The 22,218-nt window shown below is 44.5% G+C and carries 23 protein-coding genes and 1 pseudogene; 7 read left to right on the top strand and 17 right to left on the bottom strand.

The features are described from left to right. The first annotated feature begins 299 nt into the window (after window positions 1–299). Window positions 300–932, top strand: coding sequence for a TetR/AcrR family transcriptional regulator (locus Q0R35_RS15610; RefSeq protein ID WP_295620336.1), 633 nt, complete (start codon window positions 300–302; stop codon window positions 930–932). Window positions 933–955: 23 nt separating this feature from the next. Here the strand turns inward: Q0R35_RS15610 and Q0R35_RS15605 are convergent, their stop codons facing one another. The 7 genes from Q0R35_RS15605 to Q0R35_RS15575 all read right to left on the bottom strand — a co-directional run bounded on the left by Q0R35_RS15605 (window position 956) and on the right by Q0R35_RS15575 (window position 5,479). Beyond that, on the bottom strand, window positions 956–1,384 hold the full coding sequence (locus Q0R35_RS15605; protein ID WP_295620333.1) for a hypothetical protein: 429 nt from the start codon (window positions 1,382–1,384) through the stop codon (window positions 956–958). Between the two features lie 75 nt (window positions 1,385–1,459). Then, window positions 1,460–1,732: a hypothetical protein gene (locus tag Q0R35_RS15600; RefSeq protein ID WP_295620330.1), complete on the bottom strand. Its 273-nt coding sequence runs from the start codon at window positions 1,730–1,732 to the stop codon at window positions 1,460–1,462. A 14-nt stretch (window positions 1,733–1,746) separates the two neighbouring features. Continuing rightward, window positions 1,747–1,971: a DUF3565 domain-containing protein gene (locus tag Q0R35_RS15595; protein ID WP_295620327.1), complete on the bottom strand. Its 225-nt coding sequence runs from the start codon at window positions 1,969–1,971 to the stop codon at window positions 1,747–1,749. 58 nt (window positions 1,972–2,029) lie between these two features. After that, entirely contained in the window at window positions 2,030–2,218 is a 189-nt protein-coding gene (locus Q0R35_RS15590; protein WP_295620325.1) for a hypothetical protein, read from the bottom strand. A 316-nt stretch (window positions 2,219–2,534) separates the two neighbouring features. After that, entirely contained in the window at window positions 2,535–3,398 is an 864-nt protein-coding gene (locus Q0R35_RS15585; RefSeq protein ID WP_295620322.1) for a hypothetical protein, read from the bottom strand. 8 nt (window positions 3,399–3,406) lie between these two features. Beyond that, the gene (locus Q0R35_RS15580) at window positions 3,407–4,750 is read right to left on the bottom strand and encodes a glutathionylspermidine synthase family protein (protein WP_295620319.1); all 1,344 of its coding nucleotides are present in this window, start codon (window positions 4,748–4,750) and stop codon (window positions 3,407–3,409) included. A gap of 6 nt (window positions 4,751–4,756) precedes the next feature. Continuing rightward, complete coding sequence (locus tag Q0R35_RS15575) at window positions 4,757–5,479, bottom strand: DUF1190 domain-containing protein (protein WP_295620316.1); 723 nt, start codon at window positions 5,477–5,479, stop codon at window positions 4,757–4,759. Between the two features lie 421 nt (window positions 5,480–5,900). On the opposite strand from Q0R35_RS15575, the gene Q0R35_RS15570 reads away from it, so the two are divergent. Both Q0R35_RS15570 and Q0R35_RS15565 read left to right on the top strand, forming a co-directional pair. Next, window positions 5,901–7,745 (top strand): iron uptake porin, encoded by a 1,845-nt coding sequence (locus tag Q0R35_RS15570; protein ID WP_295620313.1) that lies wholly within the window; start codon window positions 5,901–5,903, stop codon window positions 7,743–7,745. A gap of 143 nt (window positions 7,746–7,888) precedes the next feature. Further along, window positions 7,889–8,749 carry a dienelactone hydrolase family protein gene (locus Q0R35_RS15565; protein ID WP_295620308.1) on the top strand — a complete coding sequence of 287 codons (861 nt, stop codon included), beginning with the start codon at window positions 7,889–7,891 and terminating at the stop codon, window positions 8,747–8,749. 100 nt (window positions 8,750–8,849) lie between these two features. On the opposite strand, the gene Q0R35_RS15560 is transcribed toward Q0R35_RS15565, so the two are convergent. Further along, entirely contained in the window at window positions 8,850–12,392 is a 3,543-nt protein-coding gene (locus Q0R35_RS15560) for a WD40 repeat domain-containing protein (protein WP_295620305.1), read from the bottom strand. Window positions 12,393–12,872: 480 nt separating this feature from the next. Between Q0R35_RS15560 and Q0R35_RS15555 the strand changes: the two genes are divergently transcribed. The 3 genes from Q0R35_RS15555 to Q0R35_RS15545 all read left to right on the top strand — a co-directional run bounded on the left by Q0R35_RS15555 (window position 12,873) and on the right by Q0R35_RS15545 (window position 15,853). Continuing rightward, window positions 12,873–13,220 (top strand): hypothetical protein, encoded by a 348-nt coding sequence (locus Q0R35_RS15555; RefSeq protein WP_295620301.1) that lies wholly within the window; start codon window positions 12,873–12,875, stop codon window positions 13,218–13,220. Between the two features lie 69 nt (window positions 13,221–13,289). Next, entirely contained in the window at window positions 13,290–14,483 is a 1,194-nt protein-coding gene (locus Q0R35_RS15550) for a hypothetical protein (protein ID WP_295620297.1), read from the top strand. A gap of 188 nt (window positions 14,484–14,671) precedes the next feature. Then, entirely contained in the window at window positions 14,672–15,853 is a 1,182-nt protein-coding gene (locus Q0R35_RS15545) for a tetratricopeptide repeat protein (protein WP_295620294.1), read from the top strand. A gap of 255 nt (window positions 15,854–16,108) precedes the next feature. On the opposite strand, the gene ribH is transcribed toward Q0R35_RS15545, so the two are convergent. From ribH to Q0R35_RS19590, 7 genes and pseudogenes are all read right to left on the bottom strand, one after another. Further along, window positions 16,109–16,597 (bottom strand): 6,7-dimethyl-8-ribityllumazine synthase, encoded by a 489-nt coding sequence (gene ribH, locus Q0R35_RS15540; protein WP_295620291.1) that lies wholly within the window; start codon window positions 16,595–16,597, stop codon window positions 16,109–16,111. A 120-nt stretch (window positions 16,598–16,717) separates the two neighbouring features. Then, window positions 16,718–16,906 carry a photosystem II reaction center protein PsbZ gene (gene psbZ, locus Q0R35_RS15535; protein WP_295620288.1) on the bottom strand — a complete coding sequence of 63 codons (189 nt, stop codon included), beginning with the start codon at window positions 16,904–16,906 and terminating at the stop codon, window positions 16,718–16,720. Between the two features lie 279 nt (window positions 16,907–17,185). Next, window positions 17,186–17,860 (bottom strand): HAD family hydrolase, encoded by a 675-nt coding sequence (locus Q0R35_RS15530; protein ID WP_295620285.1) that lies wholly within the window; start codon window positions 17,858–17,860, stop codon window positions 17,186–17,188. A 9-nt stretch (window positions 17,861–17,869) separates the two neighbouring features. Beyond that, window positions 17,870–20,251: a single-stranded-DNA-specific exonuclease RecJ gene (gene recJ, locus Q0R35_RS15525; RefSeq protein WP_295620282.1), complete on the bottom strand. Its 2,382-nt coding sequence runs from the start codon at window positions 20,249–20,251 to the stop codon at window positions 17,870–17,872. A gap of 240 nt (window positions 20,252–20,491) precedes the next feature. Continuing rightward, window positions 20,492–20,686, bottom strand: a pseudogene (locus tag Q0R35_RS15520) (hypothetical protein); the annotation flags it as partial. Between the two features lie 76 nt (window positions 20,687–20,762). Continuing rightward, the gene (locus Q0R35_RS15515; RefSeq protein WP_295620279.1) at window positions 20,763–21,017 is read right to left on the bottom strand and encodes a hypothetical protein; all 255 of its coding nucleotides are present in this window, start codon (window positions 21,015–21,017) and stop codon (window positions 20,763–20,765) included. Beyond that, on the bottom strand, window positions 21,018–21,095 hold the full coding sequence (locus Q0R35_RS19590) for a hypothetical protein (RefSeq protein ID WP_366944913.1): 78 nt from the start codon (window positions 21,093–21,095) through the stop codon (window positions 21,018–21,020). A gap of 149 nt (window positions 21,096–21,244) precedes the next feature. Between Q0R35_RS19590 and Q0R35_RS15510 the strand changes: the two genes are divergently transcribed. Then, entirely contained in the window at window positions 21,245–21,478 is a 234-nt protein-coding gene (locus tag Q0R35_RS15510) for a helix-turn-helix transcriptional regulator (protein WP_295620276.1), read from the top strand. A 148-nt stretch (window positions 21,479–21,626) separates the two neighbouring features. On the opposite strand, the gene Q0R35_RS15505 is transcribed toward Q0R35_RS15510, so the two are convergent. Next, window positions 21,627–21,827: a hypothetical protein gene (locus tag Q0R35_RS15505; protein ID WP_295620272.1), complete on the bottom strand. Its 201-nt coding sequence runs from the start codon at window positions 21,825–21,827 to the stop codon at window positions 21,627–21,629. A gap of 33 nt (window positions 21,828–21,860) precedes the next feature. Then, window positions 21,861–22,082, bottom strand: coding sequence for a hypothetical protein (locus Q0R35_RS15500; RefSeq protein WP_295620269.1), 222 nt, complete (start codon window positions 22,080–22,082; stop codon window positions 21,861–21,863). Between the last annotated feature and the right edge of the window lie 136 nt (window positions 22,083–22,218).

Below are 22,218 nucleotides of genomic sequence, written 5' to 3'. Positions count from 1 at the left end.
ACGATCGAGCGGCGCATCTATTGCCAGATTTCCGCCAACTTATCCCGACAAAATTTGGAGAAGATGCGTTCGGTGCCTTAACTGCGATCCAGAATAACTGTGGTTTTTACAACTACGATATTTCAAATTTTAGAATTAGTTAGATCGGATCTAATTTCAAATTAACCGAATCGTCAAATCAGCACTAGTACAGATCCCCGACTTTTTGAAAAAGTTGGGGATCTCGGCACCACCGAATTGTTATATAGTGGCGATCGCACGTAAAATACGATGGCTTTGCAGTAAGGATGTCAAACACAATGCAGCCATCGCGACGAGCATCGATCGGGTTAGAAAAACGGGAACGCACGCGAGCGAATTTAATCGCCGCCGCTTATCGGGTATTTGCCCGTAAAGAAGCTGATGCCGTGACGATCGACGATATTATCGCTGAAGCCGCCGTGGCGCGGGGTACGTTTTATAACTATTTCCAGACGCGAGAAGAAGTCCTCACCGCCGTTGCTGTCGCTCTCAGCGATGAAATGAACCATAGTCTGTGGGCGCAATCTGCCCAAATTGAAGATCCTGCCGCCCGGATGGCGATCGCGATTCGGCAATTTTTGCATCAAGCAATCCGCGACTCTACTTGGGGCTGGGTCATCGTTCGCAGCGGCTTGGTGGCAGCCCCATTGAGCGAAACGATAAAAACAGGGGTGACGACCGATTTAGAGGCAGGGATGCGATTAGGACGGTTTCAGGTGACAAATCAACAAGCCGCGATCGATCTGATTTTGGGCACGGGATTGATGGCGATGCGAACCATTCTCGGCGGACATTCAGAGCCAGATTATCCAGAGCAAATTACCGAACTGATTTTGAAGACGTTAGGTGTCGAAGAGGAGGAAGCTCACTCGATCGCGTTTCAAGTTCTGGCACCGTTATCGGATGAATAGGCAAGGAGAAGCCGGAAACATTGTCAATCAAATACTATTTCAGCCTCGCACAAATAATACAGCAGATAATCTGACTTATGGATCGCACCTGTTGATTCAGCCTCTGCAAACACGGATTTCAAAATTTCCCGATCTCTAAATTCTGGAAAATTTTGCGTCCCCTTTTCTGCAAATTCATGCAAACGCCAGAGATCGAATCCATCAATCTGTCCTTCTTCACCAAAGTCCCAGTCCACTTTTCCCGACAATAAGTAAATACAACATCCATATCCATGTAAGGAATAGAAAATCTTGCCAGCAGGATCTAAATAGCCTTGCTGTGGGATTCCTGACATTTGCCATTCCAATGGATGTTGAGGTTGTTTCAGCCCTTGGAATCGAGCGAATAGCTCGACTGCTTCCTGTACTTTTGATTGATATTCATCGATTAATTGGATGAGTCGAGCCAGCATTTATTGTCCGCGTCCTAGTTTACGATCGGCAAACCCCAATTCTTCTGTATATTTGATTGACTCGTCCGAACATCGTCATAGATAAGCTGGGCGCACTGTATTGAATTTATGAACGCCTGCTGCACCAATCCGCTCGAACCATAATTGAGCGTCTGGGATCCGGTTAAACATCTTTTCAGCAGCAGCTAGAGTTGTATCTGCTACTTCAAATTTGCCTGTTTCAATATCAATCGCGATCGTCTTACCATCAAAATCTTTATTCAATTTTGGGATAATTTGCTCTTGATATATTTGAGTGCCTTTAGAAAAAAACTCTTTTGGGCTGTATCGTAGTGTCTGAGTACTCATATCTTTTAGTTCGATTAGTTTAAGCGATCGGATCGGTCGTTATTTTCAACTGTTTCTCGATCGCAGATAACACAGTTCAAAATTCGCCCGATCTGTTCCATTCGCCCTGCTGCTGTAGTTACCCAGGGACGTGGAAAGAAGGGTGGTTCGTGGCGAGTATGTTGGCAATGTCCGCAGTCTAGTTCTGCTACCCAATGCTGTTCTAAATCTTGATGAAAGCCAATAATTGAGCGATGCACGATCTTATCCTCCGATCTTCTGGGTTTTTTTCGGTTGCTGTTTTCGATCGATACTTTTTCAATTTGATGCAATCGGATGCGCCTGTCGAAACTTAGTTACGGCTGCAATTCGCGAAGTTTCGCCGATGAGAATACACTCAGACATTATCGTCAGATCGATCGCTGCAAGTGCCGAAATCTGGCTATGATTAACTTTTTGGTAACCATCGGGTTGGAGACTGTAACTGCTAAAACACCATCTTGCCAAAACCAGACTTCATCAATTGTAACCGATAATTCTTGTCTATTCTGTGCATTCGAGATCTTATCATCACCACTCTCAACCCAGCCATTACCGAAACAAATCTCGATCTCTTTTCTTCCTATATTTAGGTCTTCAAGAATTAAAATCCAATCGAACCAGTAACCATACTCAAATTTAGAGTAAGGTCGAAACTTTTGGCTACAAATTGTGGCAAATGATAAATTTCTCTCGAAATGAGCAAAAAAACTCCATGCTTCAATTATAATAAAATTGGCTATGACCGCCAATGCTTGAGTACTAAGTTTTAAATTAGTCATAATTAACGATCGCCATCTCCTGCAAAAATTGGTACTAGTCGATATCCAGTGGGAACCCATTGCCATAGCTCTTGCAATCCTAATCGCTCTGGCTGCAATCCTAAACCCAATCGTGCCAAAATGAATCGAATTAATACCAAATTAAAATGCGATGGAAACCGATACTGTTCTTGTGCGTGGTCTAGAAAAAAGGTTTTATGATACTTCTGCAAACTCTTCTCCAATACCGAAATCTGCTCCAGTAATTCTTTCACCTCGCCTAATCGATGATGGTGTTTTGTTAACAACAACTCTGCTGCATTATTGAAGTGCATTCCCTCATCTTTGACTAAATGATGACCGATCTTTTGAATTGCCGTTCCAAAATGACGATAGTATTCCCACAGATCTCGGCGATAAGAATAGACAGAACCAATCTCGTCGAACATCATCGTTACTAATATGGTAAATTCATCGGCTAATACCATTTCGATCGGCTTGATTTCATGAACTCTGCTAGCAAATTGATGATTCATCTCCGCAAAGTCTACACCAGTAATGCAATGATAGGTTCGCCGCAATGCTTCATAATGCTTGAGTTCGTCTGCTAACCACAAATCCAGCATGGCGAGGAATTCTGGGGACATTTCATCAGCTCGTGACTGAATGTAGTTATACAGCCATTGAGCGTCGCCTTCGGAGTAGACATCGCGGCTGAGAAGGTTGCAAAAGTTGGTATAAACTTCGCTGGGTAATAGTTCGAGGTGGTGGGGCGGAATGATATAATCGATCGGCAATAAGGCATCTAAATCCCAAATATTTTGCCTCACTCTCGATGCTCTGATTGAAACGCTACCCGATCGGTCGATCGCTTTAATTCCCTGCATATATTGGCTCACTCTGGAAGATAAAGTCCATTGTCAGAGACGATGTGGGGAATAATTAAGCAGTGTCGTCCGGTAATTTTGGATGTATCGCCCCGAATAATTATCCCTGCTGCTGCACCATCGATCGACCAACTGCCGATCGCGTAATAATAGCCAAAGGCTTCAGGTAGTTCGATATATTCTTGGATGATAAATCCCTCGGCACCATAGCCGAATGACTCTTTTTGTTCTAGGGAACCAAATCCACTTTCAATAGATACTGCAACGCCTTCTAGCCCCAACATGGGCTTTCTGACGTGCATTCCTAAGAGCAATTGTGTTGATTCGTAAGAGTTATCGGTATCTAAATAGGTTGCCAACAGATATTGACGATATTCTGAATCTTTAAACTGTTCCCACATCATCGCCAGCGCGCCTTTATTGGAGAGAACTTGTTTCCAGAGAGGTTCGACGATCTTAACTTCTCCGGTTTCCAGTCGTTTGGCAAGAGCCTGGGTAGTGCCTACATTTGCCATATCGTTTTGGAGATCCGACCAATCGTACATCTTCCACAATACGGGAATGCGATCGTTTACATGGTCTACAAAATAGCCGTCGTCATCTAGTCCCAATCCTCGCTGGATCTCGCGTCCGCGTTCGTCTTTGAGTCCGCGCAGATAGACAATTTGGGTGTATATATTCGGATCGACTTCATCTTGCAGAATTTGAATTAACTGCATTGCCATTTCTAAATCTTCTTCGAGGTTTTCATCGACTAGAAACGAGATCCCGTGCTGCTTGAGATTATATCCGGTAACGATTCGCCGCCATTGCCTTGCGATCGCCTCCCAAAATTCGTTAAACTGGCTGGCATCGCTCGGTAGGGGGTATTTACCGCGCTGGTGGTTGTGCATGTAGTCCACAAACCAATTCCATTGATAGACGGTTTCCGCACCGAGGAGCGGGGTTTCGCCATTAATTTCGAGGAGTTTAATTTGTCCTTCGTCGGTGACAGCCAGATCGAAGCGCGCGCACAGAGCTAAATCTTCGACTGGTTCGGTACGATCCCAGCTATTTTTAATGGCTTGCCAATATTCGGGACGAATTTGAAGTGCGGCTAATCGTCGATCGACATCGCCTAAATGGCGATCGGTAAAAAACCAATCGAGAAATTCCACGCACAGCTCCCAGATCGCTTCTGTGGCTTCAGAAATCGCTGTTTCTTCCTGGCAATCGAATTGAATGGCGAAGGGCTGCGGAAGCGATTCTACCCAGTATTTCTGGTTCGGATCGCTTAACGCATCTACTTGGTAGGCATTCTCTTCAATATGACGCTGCCAATTCGGACGACGAATAATTTTTATCGGTTTCATCTGGGTTTATTTCCCTCCTCTACCCGTACTCTTAAATGAGGAACCGAAGCCCTGAGAACTTCTACCGCGAATCGTGCCGCTGCCAGATGTACCTGCTGGGCGGGCTGGGGCGGTGAAGGCGGTATGTCTGGGTACCGAGACTCGTCCTGTGGTTGTTTGGGAAATTTCGCGTCCGTAAGGGGTGACAACGTTGCCTGGAGTGCTGCTTAAATAGACAGAGTGAGTTTGGTAGACTCGATGTTGACTGTTGCCGTAGTAAACGTAAGTATAGTTGGAATCGTCAGGGTCGATATAGGTGCCACCATAGATGGGGCGGTATCCAGCCGCCTGCACGCCAGCGGGTGTTGCTTCGCACTGGACACCTTCAGCTTGACAATCAGCGAGTGAGTTATAAATAGGTGCTGCTTTTTCGTGTTCGGCTGTGGCTGCTGCCATTTGGGGAGCGCAGTCTTGGGCTTGCATTGGGGGCGCGGTTGGTGCTTCGTCTAGTTGACCGTTCTGGTATTGTTGTTGAGCAGAGACATATTCGGCTTGCTGCTGGTTGATGTCGGCTTCGCATTGGGCTGTGGTTTGGTAAAATACGGCATCGATCGATTCGTTCGCTTCATCATAATTACAACTAGCTACGACGATCGCGAGTACGCCAGCAACCACCAACACTGCATACACTTTTTTGCGGTGAATATAGAGGAGTTGTAATGGTTTGGGTTTATTATCTTGCTGAGTCACGATCGGATATCGGAAGCTAGACCGAGATGTGAATTAATTTAGTTGAATGCCAATGTGTCTTCCAGATGCAACCGAACTTGCCGAACTCAATCGATCGCATAGCGTAGGCGAAGCCTAATCGCAATTGAGATCGTTACTATCTATGATGCCCTAACTGACGAACCGATCGGACAACTATGCTGCATTAGGTTTATGCATGGAAGTCGTAAACTTGTCTTACTCCTTACTCCTTACTCCTTACTCCTTACTCCTTACTCCTTACTCCTTACTCCCATCTCCCATCTCCCATCTCTCTAACAGCTTATAGCGATCGCAAACAGTAAAGTACCATGCAGAAAATAAAAAAGATAAAACATAATATGTGACCTGGTATACTTGACAGCAGCAAAACTTTATAGTGTGAGGAAAAGCAATAATCATAATGGTAAAATTATTATCAAAAAATTTACTCTCACCGATTCTAATTGGTTTGGCTGTCTGGGTTTCGGCATTATTGCCAGCTTCAGCCAATCCGGCGGGCGTTGGCGTAGCCTCTCCATCGGAGAATCGATCGACAGATGTTAATGCTAAAAACACGACCCAGCAAGGGGCAACGCCAGCACCTGTGAAAGTCACAAATAATCTGGCTGCTACTACTGCCGAGCCTAACGCCGCGCAAATTAACCAAGCCACAGAAGCAACCGAGATTCAGCGCAGTGACTGGGCTTACCAGACCCTCGCTGCTTTGAGTGACAAGTATAATTGTGGCAACATGCCCGCAGGTACAGAGGCGATCTCGCGCGAACAATTTGCTACTAGCCTCAATGGTTGCGTTCAATCGATCGAGCAACTAGTCGCCAGAAGAAAGCCGAGCAGAGGCATCAAAAAGCGCAAACCCGCAGCTCCAGCGGTAGTTACGCCCCCACCAACGCCAGAAGTTGTTCCCGCACCGCCAGAACCCGCTCCAGTCGTGCCTCCTGCGCCAGTAGAACCAGAAGTTTCACAGCAGGATCTCGACAGGCTCAAGCAACTAGTTCAATCGTTTAGCACCGAACTACAAGCGGTCGATGGTCGCATTCAAGCGGTCGATGCTAAAGTTACCAAGCTCAAAGATCAAAGCTTCTCTACTACAACTAAACTCGTTGGCGAAGCGATTTTTGCAGTTACTGGTTTAGCTGGCGGCCCAAATAGTGCTACTCGTACTACTATTTTCTCCGATCGCGTTCGGCTCAATTTCCGCAGTAGTTTTACTGGTAAAGATCTGCTCTTAGTTCGGCTCCAGTCCCGCAACAGCAATAGTTTTGCTGGCGCAGCTTCGGGTACTAACATGACTCGATTGGGATTTGAAGGTAGTGAAGAAAATGCTACAAATCTCCAAAGATTGCAGTATCAACTGCCGTTAGCACCGACTACTAAAGTATTTATCGAGACAGTCGGTAGTGAGTTTAACGATAACTACTACACCTTCAACCCCGAACACCAATCGGCTGGTTTGGGTGCAGTTACCAGATTCGGACGGTTTAACCCTGTCTATCGCCTCAGTGGTGAGGGTGCTGGTATTGGTGTGGATCACAAGTTCAGCCCCAATCTCGGCTTTGTATTGAGCTACGCCGTTCCGCGTGTTGCCACTCCAGGTGCAGTCGCTGTTCCGGGAGTTATCAATCCTCCAGAAACTGTAAATAATCCAACAGGAAGCAATGGATTATTTAACGGCTCTAACGTAATATTTTCCCAACTTACTCTCAAACCTTCTGAAGATGTAAGCTTGGGCTTAATTTATGCTCGCGCTTACAACTCCACTGGTACGGGCGTTTCAGGAAATACAGGCAGTAGTATTGCTAATAGTCCCTTCGGTGCTGCACCAACTTCAGCTAATCACTATTCGGTACTCGGTAGCGTCAATCTCTCTAAAGATCTGGTTCTCTCGGCTTGGGGTGGTTTGACTCAAGCGACACGAGAAGCCACTGGTGGTGGTAGTGCGGATATCTGGAACTATGCTGCTACTTTAGCGGTGAAAGATTTTGGTTCTAAAGGTAGTACTTTGGGCTTTGTCGTGGGGATGCAGCCTAAACTGACTGGTAATAGTTTCTTTAATAATGCTGGTACTGCTAATGCTGCTCGTCGTGTAGATCGAGATACCAGTATGCATATCGAAGCTTTCTACAAGTACAAGTTCAGCGATAATCTTTATGTTACGCCCGGTTTGTTACTGTTGACTAACCCCGAAAGTAATGCGAGTAATCCAACTGAGTATCTCGGTACGATTCGGACTACTTTTGTGTTCTAGATCGTCATTGTTACTTATTTCTTCGCCTCACTCTCAATTCTGGGGGTGGGGCTTTTTAGATAAGTTTTGACTGTGACAGTAGCAATCGATCGCATTTTCCTGTTTACTGATAAGTAATAATCGCTATTTATATTTAACGACTAATGAAACGACGGGACATATTAATTGGTGCATCCAGCATTGCTACAGCCGCAGTTATCGCGGATACCAAACTGAGTGGAGCCAAATCAGAAGTACAAACTACTACCACCCCTATTAGCAAATCGGCAGCTATTACTGGTAAAAATATTCAGATCTCTAAAGATTTACCGGGTTATTACGTAACTCCAGCCGGGACGGGTAAATTCCCCGCCGTGGTGGTATTAATGGAAGCTTTTGGTTTAAATCAATGGTGTAAAAGTATTTGCGACAGGTTGGCAAAATCGGGGTTTGCGGCAATCGCACCCGACTTTTATCGGGGGAAGACCTATGCTTATACTGATGTAGCTGGTGCAATTACGAAGTTAAAATCGCTCAATGATGATGCCATCATGACTGATGTTGGTAAAAGTCTCGATTTTCTAGCGGGTAAATCGGAAGTTAATGCTAATGGAATTGGCGTTATTGGTTTTTGTATGGGTGGTAGGTACGCTTTTTTAACTAATGCCGTTTATCCTACCAAAATTAAAGCGGCAATCTCGTTTTATGGCGGTGGCATCGATGCTAACCCTGGCAATCCATTAGGACAAAAATCGCTGCTCGATCGAGTCTCAACCATGCAATCGCCGATAATGTTAATGTATGGTAGCGAAGACCAACTGATTGCCGCTGACGAACATGGTAGAGTCGCCGCCGCGCTTTCTACAGCTAAAAAACGCTATATTCTCAATCTTTTTCCAAAAGCCGGACATGGTTTTATGAGCGACAGACGGGAAAACTATTCGCCTGAAGCTGAAGCCGAAGCCTGGATGATGACGACGGGATTTTTCAGCCAAAATCTCAAGCCTAAGAAGTTGAAGTCTTAGAGTAACCCTCATCCCCTCCGCATCAACTCAGGTAGCAAGGCAGGATCGGATTTCCTGCCTTGCTGCCCAAACATCGTTTAACCCCGTCACAACTTCGCTGTCAACCGGAGGCACCCAATCGAGTCAGGGTATTTAACTGCGATCGATTTAAGCCTTTGACATCGCTGAGTTGGAGATTTTGATAAGGCTTGCCAAAATCGATCGAGTAAAGCTCCTCGATCGAATGTGCATCTCCCAATCCCCACAGTTTAATCGAGCCATCGACACTACAACTTACTAGCCGCTGCGGATCGGGGACGATTCCCATCGCGAGAATATCTCGGCTGTGTGCGACGATGCGTTCTAGACAAACCCGCTCTTGCAGATCCCAAATTGAAATACTCCCATCGTCGCTACCGATAATCAGCAGATGGGATAATCTAGGATGAGGCACGATCGATGTTTGGTCTCTTTTGCCAATACTCCAAGCACAATGGTGATAATTACAGTCTACTTCCCACAGGTTAAGAATGCGATCGTCAGTAATTCCAATTAGAAATCGACCATCTTGACTAAAAACTAGCTGCCGCAAACGATTTCCCACGGCTGGATAGCTTGTAGTTTGCCCAGTATGGCGATCGAAGATAATTAAACTGGGCAGATCGGAACCAAAGACAATTGACTGACAATCTGGCGAACGACACAATACAATTAAATATTGAAGTTCCATCGAAATTAAGATTTTCCACTCGCCAGTAGTGAGATCCCACTGCCGAATAGTTTTGTCATAACTTTGACTGACAATAGTGCGATCGTCAATAAATAATAGCAGCGGAACATAATCGGTATGTCCAGTCAAAGTCTGAAGATGTTCGCCTGTTATTGCATCCCAAATTTTAATCGATCGATCGCTGCCCGTACTCGCAATTAACTTACCATCAAGACTAAAAGCCAAAGCTGTCGCCATCCCTTGATGAGCTTGGAGCGCGATCGCTGGGGGTAGTTTGCCTGCAACAATGTTACTAAAATCCCAAAGATGAATAGTGCCACGATCGCTGCTACTAGCGACAATCTGGTTATGAGGATTGGTAGCTAAACCGAGAATGCGCTGGGCATTTCCACCGGAGGTAGTCATACATTGTCCGGTTGCTAAATTCCAAACTTTGATGACACCATTATCGCTACCCGTCGCTATTAATGGCGATCTGTAGGCTACTGCTTTGCCGCAATCGCCACCGAAATTAATTACTTTTACACAAACTCCAGTTTGGATATTCCAGATCCGAATCTGTTCTAAACAAGTGCTAATAATCTGCCCGCTCTCATCGTAGTTAACATCACTAACTTGGGTGGGATGTCCGCGTAAATCGAATAAATGTTTGCCAGTTTTTACAGCCCAACAATGAATCGTACAAGAGAAATTTGCACCGAAGATCTGCTTGCCATCAGGACTAATTGATACCAGCCGAAGATTGAGCGCATTGGCTGTATCGATCTTCTGTAAACGTCTACCCGTCCAGACCTGCCAAATTTTAATCCCTTCCCCACCACAAGTAGCTAGCAAGCCTTGTCCCCCATGAAAAGTGCCGTCGCGGATCTGAAGATCGGGAACTGGAAGGGTGAGTAAATTCAGCTTAGTTCGCCACCACCAGATTCTAAATTGTCGATCGGCTCCGATACTAATCGCTAGATTGCTATTGACAGCGAAACTCACTCGCCACACCCAATCGCGATGTCCGCGTAATACTTGCAAACATTCGCTACTAGCCAAATCCCAGATCCGCATCGTTTCATCGCTACTACCACTGACGAGATATTGGCAATCGGCACTAAATTGGACATCCCACACCCAGCTTTGATGCCCGATTAGGAGGGCGATTTCTTGGTTGGTGGCTACTTCCCAAACTTTAATCTGATAATTGGTATCGCTGACGGCGAGATACGTCCCGTCAGGGCTAAAAGTCAATCTCAGTGCCGTACCCAACCCCTGGGCAAACCGACATCGATCGAATGTGACACCTGTAAAATCGACATTTTGCAAAATTGTTGCCTGGAAATCAACTTCAGCAATATACAAATTGGTAAGATCGCAGCCCTGCAAATCGACCGCCAATGCCATCAAAAGATTGATAATATTTCCGCCACCGTAACCAGGAATTAACCCAGCTTGTCGATAGACATAGAGCAGTTTCTGACAAGATTTAATAATGTTATCTCGTCCCTTTTCGATACTTAGTTGTCCGACGATCGGGCGGAGCATCAATCGCTGTTGAATATCGCGCACATAAGTGGGTGAACTCGCAGGAGAGAGGGCTAAACTGTTAAAAAAAAACAACTCTTGTTGGGGAGCTAACGGCTCCAACAAATTATCGTTGCTAATCTCGCCCACCAACTCCCGAATCGTCGCCCCCGTCATAAATTCCATCACCACATTTTGGAGGGTATAGCGTTGTCCCTGCGTGACTTCGAGGAGCGATCGCTGTTGGAGTGAATCGATCGTTTGGACGAGGGCGGTATCGAGTCCTAATGGTTGCAAATGCGTCTGAATATTGGCAAGTGAAATCGGTTCGCGCTGGATGGCTAAATGGTAAATGATGAGTTTTTCAGTCGGTGAAAGTCGATCGAGTTGCGATTGCAACACATTGGCAATTTTGCCGTAATTAAACTGATTTGCCGTTAAAAAGCTATCGATTTCACCATTGAAACTATTGACGATCGTATTTGCAACGATTCGCAGATATAGTGGGTTGCCCTGACAGCGTTCGGATACAGCGATTAACTGTGCTTCACTCCCATTCAGCCCGATTTTACTCAGCAATGTCGGTGCAGTCGCCGTCAATCCCGATAACCATAGCGAGCGCACGGGTAGATCTTCACCAGCTAATTCAGCAATTTCTGGGGGCGGTTCGCGACTGGTAAATAGCAGACAGCTTTGATGACGACTGGTGCCGATATTGTGAAATAGTTGCCCGTAGTCAGCATATCCCGCTCGATAGTTACCCGCATATTCCCCTGCTTCCATAATCGCTTCGACGTTATCAAGCACCACGAGACAGCGTTTTTGGCGTAAATGATAGAGCAAGCGGGAGATCGATCGATCGCTACTACTAGGTACTTCGATTTCGGTAAACTCAGATAAGAATTGTACTAATTCACTTATCGACTGCTGTAGGGGTGGAGCCTCACGCAGGGAACGCCAAATCGCCAGATCGAAATCTCCAGCGATATTATCTCCCAGTCTCGCAGCTAAAGCAGTCTTGCCAATCCCGCCGATTCCCAGTATGCCGACTAGCTTACAGCGATCGATCGTCAGCCACTTGGTTAACTTATCAAGCTCTTCCACCCTACCGCAAAAAGGCTGCATATCTGTCGGTGCATCGCCCCAGTCTACTTGCTCTTCACTAGTACTAGCACGGCGAGAAAGTATCCCTTTACAATTTTTCTTCGATACTCGTTCCCCGACAGCATCAGAGATATCATGCAACAGTTTAGCCGCAGCATTTTTAATCGTCGCCACTTCGTAGTTAGAATTCTGGCTGGATTGTTGATAAGAGATATCTAACCAAATACCACCAAATATCAGGAGTTCAATGTCTGATAGTTCTCGTTGACGACTGGCGAGCAGTAGCTGGTTGGTAAATCTGATACCTCGATCTAGGTGCATGTCTGGGGTGCTTGGGAATGAGAATTAAATAAGGTGCAGACACTTGTGGATGCACAATGGATCGAGTAGATCCGCATTTGGGGCGATGTGGCGATCGGAATTGTGGATTACCTGATGCTCTTCGAGTCGCTAGGTCTACTAAATTCGGCTATATGTAACGAATTGAGGTTAACACATTACCACTAATATATAACGCCGCTGACAAAACTTGTGACTTTCTTGTGACTTTTTGGGGTGTGATTTGAAGCAACGGGTGGGTACGATTGAAGTATTAAGCTATAATACTTAGCGACTGTAAAAAATATGACTACTATTGGCGGATCTCGCTACGCAATGAAATCACAATCTCCACCTACGATCGCTAGAGCGATCGCACTCTCGATCGAATAAATACAATATCCGCGAAATATCGTGCAGATCGAGCTGAATTTGTCACGCCTGCACACCCCTTGAATTTTAGGTACTAATGATTCAATCTGTATGAAAAGTAAATTATTTCAGTATTCGATCGCCACGCTCGTTTTGTCTGCTGCTACGGGATCCATGAACTTGAGTAGCGCGTTAGCTGGTCGCCAGAATTTCACGATCGTCAATCGTACTAGCTCGGATATCATCAATTTGTATGTATCCCCCGTTAATACGAATAGTTGGGAAGAAGATGTATTTGGGAGTGATTATCTACCATCTGGTAATCAGATCGAAGTTAATTTTGGTAATTCTACTCAAGGATGTTATTACGATCTCAAAGCTGTCTTGCGGAATGGGAGCATTGGGGAAGGTCGGAGTCTTAATCTATGTCAATTAGAGAAATATACGTTTACAGATTAATGCAACTTTTTAGATGCGATCGAGTTGTTAATAACTCGATCGCCCTGATGTAAATTTCTAGAAAAAGTGGTGCAAACAATTCGCAAATCATCTCAACAGCTACTTGTCACGATCGTAACAGTAGTAATTATCCTGTCACTAGCAACAGCCGCGATCGCCAATTCACCTCGACCACCCGATCGCCATTGGCTGAGATTTAGCCCAGATCGACCTGCCCTCGAAGGCGTGCAAATCGTCCAGTGTGAGTCGGCGCAATGCCAAAAACCATTGCTCATCATGCACTACAACACCTGCAACCGATCGGGTTGTATCCCTGGTGCCCCACTAGTCAAACACTCTGATGATACTTCTAATCCGTGGCAACCCCACTTTGGTTGTGTGGATAATACTTGTTTTTGGTCAACTGGACAACATGACGTTTTCGATCTGGGTACATCCGCCAAATTCAATCCCAATCTACTCAAAATTATCGCTCAATTTCCCGATCGAGTCAGATCGACTAATGTTTTCAAAATACCACCGGAGGAGAGTTCTGGCTGGCACTTTGGCTGGGAAACAGATCTGACAATTAAAATTACTCCCACTGACTTACTCGTCTCTAAAACAGCGGATGAAGCTGAAAAATCTACTACCAGCAACAATAAAAGAGCTAGCCCGATCGATCCGACCATTTTGGCGATCTTGCTGTTGGTTCTCAGTGTCGGTAGCGAAGTAGTCATCGCTTATTTTTACCTGTGCCGTCAGCAACCAACCAAATCAGATCTGCGGCGGTTTCTCCTTTCGGTGCTGTTAGTCCATTTATTTTCGCTGCCAATTGTGTGGTTTAGTTTTCCCGCTCTGACCGCTTTTAGCAGCCTTGGTACCAGGACTATGGGTATGTTCTGGATTTTTATGTCATTGCTGTATGGTGCGATCGTCACCGCATATTATTCGCTCGGCAAACAACCAAAAAAAACTGCCATCTGGGTAACTGGTACCATCAGCTTCTGGAGCTTGAATCTATTGATGTTTGTCATCGGCAACGCCATATTAAATTATGGTGTTGCCTTACCCTTATTGACTGGTATATTTTTACCTGGGGCATGGGCATTACCGATCTCCGAAGTCTTTATTTGGCTGTATGAAGCCTGGATTATTTATGCAATCAACAAATATGCGATTAATTATCGCAACGCAATTTTACTCAGTTTGGTAACTAATCTAACTAGTTTTTCACTGGGTTCGACGGCGATCTGGCTCGGTCAATATCTCTCTAAAATCTAACGTGTGGCAATTTCAGCTAGGTTCGATCGGTTGATGTTCTTAGAAATCATTAGATCGCAGCTTTAACGTTAAAATTAACGGCTAAATTGTTGCTTGACAACATTACCATTAGCAAAGTTAGATTAGCTAATAAAATTATCGACTTACATTAGATTTGTACATAAAATTCAGCTACATATAAAAAACAAATGAATATTACGATCTCATTATTGTTTACTACAGCTTTAATAACAGGTGCCGAAAACAGCACCAAATATCAACCTTTATTAGCTCCAAAGGTAGAGATTGCGATCGCAGTACCTAGTTCTCAAGCAGCAGCATTTCCAGCCCAACATGCAAAAAATTCCTACAATCGCGATCGGAAGATTGCTGAAACCCGTAAATTTGAAGTTTATGTAGGCAAACCAGAAGACAGGGAGGAGACACTTCAAGAACTTCGCGAAGACTTTGAAGATGAACCAACTAAACAAGAGAGAGCGGAAAAAAAAGAAGCGAAATCTTATTACGTTCGAGCTAAAGATAGTGCCGCTTCAGGCAATCTACAATCAGCGATCGCCGATTTCGATCGAGCCATTAGTCTCCAGCCTAAATACGCATTAGCTTATTTCAATCGGGGCATGGCTAAATCTAAATTAGGTGATAAACAAGGCGCGCTTGCTGACTACAATAGTGCGATCGATATCAGCTCTACATATGCCGAAGCTTATCGCCAGCGGGGGATTATTAAATCTGAACTAGGTGATAAACAAGCAGCTATCTATAACTTCAATCGCGCGATCGACATCAATCCTGAATACAGCAATGCTTACTACAATCGAGGTAATGTTAAAGATGATTTAGACGATCTAGAAGGAGCAATCTCTGACTACGATCGCACGATCCAAATTAATCCTCAAGCTGAAAATGCTTACTCTAATCGGGGATATATTAAAACTAAAATGGGCGATCGTCGAGGTGCGATTGCTGATTACGATCGCAAGATTGCTCTCAATTCTAATGATTCAGAGGCTTATTTTTATCGAGCATATAATAAATACAAATTAGGTGATGAAAAAGGTACAATTGCTGACTATGATACTGCTATCCGCATCAATCCTCAATATGCTGATGCTTATAATAATCGGGGCATGGCTAAATACAAATTAGGCGATCGAAAAAGTGCAATTGCTGACTACGATCGTGCCATCCGCATCAATCCTCAAGATGCCAAAGCTTATTCTAATCGGGGTAACACTAAATCAGAATTAGGCGATAAAGAAGGAGCGACCGCCGATCTTCGGCAAGCAGCTAAACTTTACCGCAGTCAAGCTAAAAATACCGACTTGCAAACCACACTCGATCGACTCAAAAATTTAGGAGCCACAGAATAATGGAACCCGATCGCTACTAATTCGATCTAATAATCTATCATTCGATCGCCAACGATCGCGCCACTATCTAGTTTAAATAAATTAACTTCGATTGCCTACGGCAGACCAGAGGTCAACGAATCTAAATAACATCTTAAAACTCAGGAGTTTTCCCTAAATGAGGAATCAAATTACGATCCTATTCGCAGGTGAATTATTGGCGGCTAATGCTATATCCGATTTATAATACCAAATTTTCAACCAGCTAAGATTCAATTAGGCTTGTCGAGCGGGTAATGTTTTCATTAATGTAGCCATTTCGATCGCATTGAGCGCGTAACCCCAGCCGTGATTGCCTTTAATTCCCGCACGTTCTAGTGCTTGAGTCATGGTATCGACAGTTAGTACTCCAAAGATAACTGGCGTACCGCTCTGAAAACCTACCGCCGCCACCCCTTTGGCAACTTCTGAAGATACATAGTCAAAATGAGGAGTATCGCCCCGAATTACCGCGCCCAAGCAGATCACCGCATCATAACGACCGGATTCGGCCATTCTTTTCGCCACCAACGGCACCTCAAAGCATCCTGGCACCCACGCATAGTCTACTTGGGTACCTTTGGGGTCGATATCGATTCCGTGGCGTTTGAGGCAATCCTGGCAGCTATCTAAGAGTTTATTCGTAACGAGGTCATTAAATCGTCCGACAACGATCGCAAACCGTAAAGAGCTATCGCAGACGAGAGTGCCTTCAAAAACTGCCATTTAATTAAAACTTACGCGTAAAACTAGATAATATTATTATATAGCTGGCACAGTAGGTCGGGATCGGCTGAAATTGAGACAAGATTGCCATCCTAGCAGCCGATCTCAGACATCAGCAATCTAAACGACCAAGAAGTTGAGTACTCCCACGACAACGACTAAAAGCGTCCACGCTCCAGAGCCGACGAATAGCAGTTGTTTCGATCGATCCCAGTTTTGTGGTGCTGCATAAGCAACAGGCACGCCGACAATCATCACGAAAGATAGTAGCACTAATGCGAACAGTGCCAGGTTGAAAATTACGATCATTATATGTACGCTCCCAAAACAGCAGTATTTAAACTTACACTATATAAAAATTTAGCATCTCTTTGTTGGTTGTTGGCGATTTATCTGAGTGAGATGGGAGATGGGAGATGTCGCAAGGCGAGGCTTCGCCAACGGCTTCGCTCACTAGCCGATGGGAGATAGGGGGACTGGGGGACTGGGGGACAGATTATTTGCAGCCAGCAATGCTCATTGTGAAAATTGAGATTGGATCTGATGGTGGTTTTTAAAAATAAAAGTGCTGCAATCCGCATTCTGTCGTTAACAGCCTGAAAATCGTTCGAGGAGCGCGGGGATTTCATCTAGTTCGTTAATAACTGCATCTGCTTGTTTTGCCTCCAGCCAATGTGGATTGCGTTTCCAGATTGTCCGCATTCCTGCTTGCTTGGCTCCGATAATGTCTGCTGTGGGGTTATCGCCGACAAAGACGCTGTGTCGAGCCGAGCTACCCAATCGATCGATTCCCCGCTGAAAAATCGCCGATGCTGGCTTTCTTACGCCTTCGATTTCCGAAATTAGGATCGCGTCAAAATAGTCGCGAATGCCTAATCCAGAAATCGCTCGATTTTGAAATTCGCCGCGCCCGTTGGAGATAATTCCGAGCAAGTATCCTTGCTGTTTCAAAGTATCCAGCATTTCTGTCAGTAACGGAAATGGCACGCAATGGACTTGAAACTGGGTTTCGTAGTCGTGTAGTAAATCTTGCCAGGTAATCCCCTCGATTTTAAATTCAATGACTAGATTTCGATAAACTTCGTCTTTCCAAGCATGTCCGTTCGAGTCTAATTTTATAAACCTTGTTGCATAATCAACTTTAGGAATATGACTTAAATAATAATTGAGTCGATCGTACTGAATATCGATAAATTTCTCGATGGAGCGATCTCGATCGAGTAGGGTACCATCCAGATCGAACAGCACAGATTTTATCGTCATAAATTTAATTTAGATATTTGAACTACTCAGGTTCGATTCGATCGCGTATGTTGGTACCTGAAGAAAATAGTTCCGATTGAACTGTTCTTCTTCGATCGCTGCAAAGAATTTCTGGACTGTCAATAATGAATATAAATCTATATCTCCATCAATTGGCGATCGAGTTACAACTATTTTGACGAGATTGGTTTCTGGCTGGATGGAAATCTGAAATCCGATTTCCACTAAAGCATCTAATCCCAATCTAATGGTGCGATCGCTAATTGCTAACTTTAATTTTAACCGTTCTAGTTCGATCTCCTCGTTGGTATTCGATAGATACTTAGCGATGCCAACTAACTGCTCTAATATTTCGCGGCTGCTTGCTAAATTAGTAGTCTGATAATCTAAAGCTAACGTCCCACGATCGCGAATGGCTTTTTGGCAGTAGCCTTGTAACTCGCTCCAATTACTAGGACATTTTTTTACCCAGGTAATTGCTGCTGAATCTTCTCGCTCATCGGCTGAATTGTGACGAAAATCGAGTATTTCTAAAGGTACTTGTCGAGTAGCGAAATTAGGTTGCTTTGAGATATCGGCAATCGTACTAATTATTGCTGCCGGACGAACTTCGACCAATCGCACTTCCATCTTCTTCTCGTAAGAATTAAAATCTAGCTCGACGATCGCATCGCAAGTTACTCGCGGTAGCTCGTGTTCGTAATGTCCCCACCAAATCCCTGGGAAACCTTTAGAGCTACTGGCATCGATTAGCTCGAATTTAGTCCGAATATATCGAACGATGTTGCCTTTATAATCTTGGATATTTTTATTTTTGATGTCCTTAAACTGACAATTTTTAATGAGGAGCTTAGGAACTGGATTGCCCATGCCATAAGGCTCTAGCAATAGTAAATCCTCGAATAAGTCTCGTCCGCTCGACACACTCAAGTCGGCAACTGTCACGACTAAATCTGTCTGAATCGATAACGGTGGTAATTTATCGATTTGAGCGTGTAACTGCCGATCGATCGCTTCAGTAAAGATCGGAATATTTTCGACATTAATACTCATCCCCGCTGCAAACGGATGTCCGCCGAAACTATTGAGTAAATGCGCTTGAGAATTAACTAATTGATAGAGATCGACATTTTGAGTCGATCGCGCAGAACCTCTGGCAATTTTGGGCTGTCCCTTAATAGTATCTTCATCGCTACTGGTACTTAACAAAATTGTCGGCTTGCCATGCTCTTGGGCAATTTGTCCGGCAATTAAACCCAACACTCCTGGCGACCAATTATTATCTACCAGCACGATAACCGAAGTCGTAGACAAATCTAGCTCTGCTAATTTAGCCTCAACTTTGAGGGTCATATTCTTCTGCAATTCCTTCCGGCGCGTATTCGCTAATTCGGTTTCAGCAGCTAGCTCGTGACATCGATCGATATCTTTGCTAGTTAATAACTCTACCCCAAAACTCGCATCGCCATGAATCCGACTAATGGCATTAATTCGCGGTGCGATTCCAAACGAAATATCCGTCGGTCGATCGCCATTCCGCTTACATAATTGTAATAGCTTATTTACCCCCGGACGAAAACCATCAATATCGGTTTTATTTTGCAACGTTACCCGCTCGATGCCCTTCTGCGCCAGATAGCGACAATCGCCATTGAGCTTCACCAAATCGGCAATTAACCCGATCGCGACTAAATCCAATAAATACTCTACAGGCTGCTGTGGAATATCTGGCAAAGTCAGATATAAAGCTTCGATTAATTTATAAGCAACCGCAACACCAGCTAAATGAAACAACGGATGACTCTCTTCAAAATAGCGCGGGTTGACAATCGCCACCACAGGCGGACGTTGCAGCGGTAAAGTGTGGTGATCGGTAATAATAATACCGACACCTAATTTAGTTGCATATTCAATTTCTTGAATATTCGTACTGCCCGTATCGCAAGTAACAATCAAATCTACCCCTTGCGCCGCCAATTTTTTAATGCCCGCATTATTTAGCCCATGCGATTCCTTCATCCGATCGGGAATATAATAACTCAGCCCCTCTCCCTGCTTGAAAAACTGCCCTAAGCCGTCCCAAAGTACGCTAGTCGCAGTGACCCCATCTGCATCAAAATCGCCCCAAATAGCGACCTTCTCGGCATAAATGTAGGCTTTTTTCAATCGCTCCACCGCCGCCGTCATTTCCGCCCCAAACGCAAACGGACTAGTCGGTTGATATTTGTTGTAATCTAAATAACCTGGAATGCGATCGAGATCCCGAATCCCCCGCTGCCATAATAATTGAGCGGCATATTTACCATTAACCGTCGGTTTACACGCCCGCACCGCCGCGACAAATTCAAGGGGAATTTCTAATTGAGGTGGAAGTTGCCAATCTACGCTCATATTGCACTGTCTTTTATAGCAATCCTAGACTATTTTCGAGACTATTACTCAACCTGTAGCAGTCCTAAATCATTTGTTAGATGCGAGCTTGGTGTTATTTTAACCGCAGCGACGCGCCAGGGCGCAGAGAAAGAAAGAAGATCGGATAGCTTCTCATTTAGAATTGCTATATATCGATGGGAGCATCCCACTTTTTAAAGTCCTGACAGATAAAAATAACATCGATCGCTTGTACACCTGCTGGCAGTCTTTGTAGACAAATTTGGGGGTGAGGGCGGCACCGCCGAGGACGATCGGAATGGTAATGCCTTTCTCGTTGAAGGCTTCGAGATTATCTTTCATGAAGGCGGTAGATTTTACCAGCAGTCCGCTCATGGCGATACAGTCGGGTTTGTGGGTTTAGGCCTGAATAATCGCTTCTACGGATTGTTTAATCCATCAAGAGTATATATATGAAAAGGTTAGAGAATTAACAGTTAAGCAAGTGAAAATGAAAAAATGAGCGAGGATGCTATCCAAGACATTTTTGATAAGGTTGTTCAATTAAAAAAAAAGAGGCTCTCCGGCACTTATGGTGATAAGCAATGTTTATCACCATAAGTGCCGGAGAGCCATCTGGGCAAGGTGGCCCAGCAATAAACCCAATCAAAGAGGCATCTTTTTTGGCATCAGTTAAGAGATCTCTTAACCTCTCTATTTTCTCTGTCTCAAGCAGACTAGCTGTGTCAGCTAGCTCATATCCATACTCTGGTTGAGATAAGTTCATCTAACTACGCGAGTGCTTATATCCATCTAAGAACGAGGGTACAATCTCATTAACATAGGCAACGTCAAAACCAGCCATTTCAAAGCCTAGATCGAGAAAGCCAATACCAGCAAAGAACGAGAAAATTTTTATCTATCCGTCTAACTAAGAAAGTTATGAGTTGAGATTACTACAAATTAGTTTAGGGTTTGTCAAGTTAATTTATCTAAACTGATTTGTAATTAAGTATGGCATTGAGCGATTCTCATTCTGAAAGGCTACGCCAACGCATCGTCAGTCTCCGCAAACAGCGCAATTTATCTCAAAGGGATATCGCTCAGGCATTAGGGATAACAAACCAAACAGTTAGTAATTGGGAGCAAGGGCGCAGTGAACCAAGGCTAACCATTAGACAGGTAGTTTTGCTATGTCGTATTTTAGACTGTTCTTTGACCAATCTCGATGATGGCGAAGATTTATAAAGAGACAACCACCATTAATATCGATCGAGTATCAATATCGATTCTCCAAGGAGAGGCTGTGCCAACAAACAATTGGGCATAATCGATCGACAACTCGTTCGCGGAGCGTCCCGCTAGGGAATCGTTAGAACTGGTGGGCAAAAACTAATTAGTTCAAAAACCGCTCGTATTCGTCATGTTCGCCAATCCAGATCCAATAGTAATCATCACCTTCTTTCAATGCTAATGCGCGGCAGCCACCACTAATCCGAACAGACCAAAGCTTTTTACCAACTTTCTTGAAATGCAATGAGGGATGAAGTGAATTTTCTTGCCACAGCTTATAAGCTTTCTTTGCCCGTCTTTTCATAGCTGGCGACAATTCTCTATAGGCTTGCCAAAATCAGAGGTTGTCAAGGACTTCATCTAGATTCCTTACATTATTATTAGCAATATCTGACTCTGCTCTAGCGATTAGACGATCGAGTTTTCCCGCTCCAAAGTCTGCTTCAATCTCTCGATCCCACTCTTCGTCGAGATATTCTTGCAGCCACTTTGACAGATCGCGAATTTCACCTTTGGGTAATTGCTCGATCGCTGACTGAACTTCTAATCTAGTACTCATGTTCAGATACTCTACTTTAGTCGCTATATCTATTATATCTAAGAGTCGATCGATCGAACCAACACCCGTTCGCGTGGCGTGCCATCGGATCTCGAATAAATCAAGGTAGGGGTAATTCATGAATTACCCCTACCTT

The organism is Chamaesiphon sp. GL140_3_metabinner_50, from assembly GCF_025361915.1.
Taxonomy (GTDB): Bacteria; Cyanobacteriota; Cyanobacteriia; order Cyanobacteriales; family Chamaesiphonaceae; genus Chamaesiphon.
Note: the sequence above shows the minus strand (reverse complement) of the source record. Positions and strands in the feature narration are given on the sequence as shown.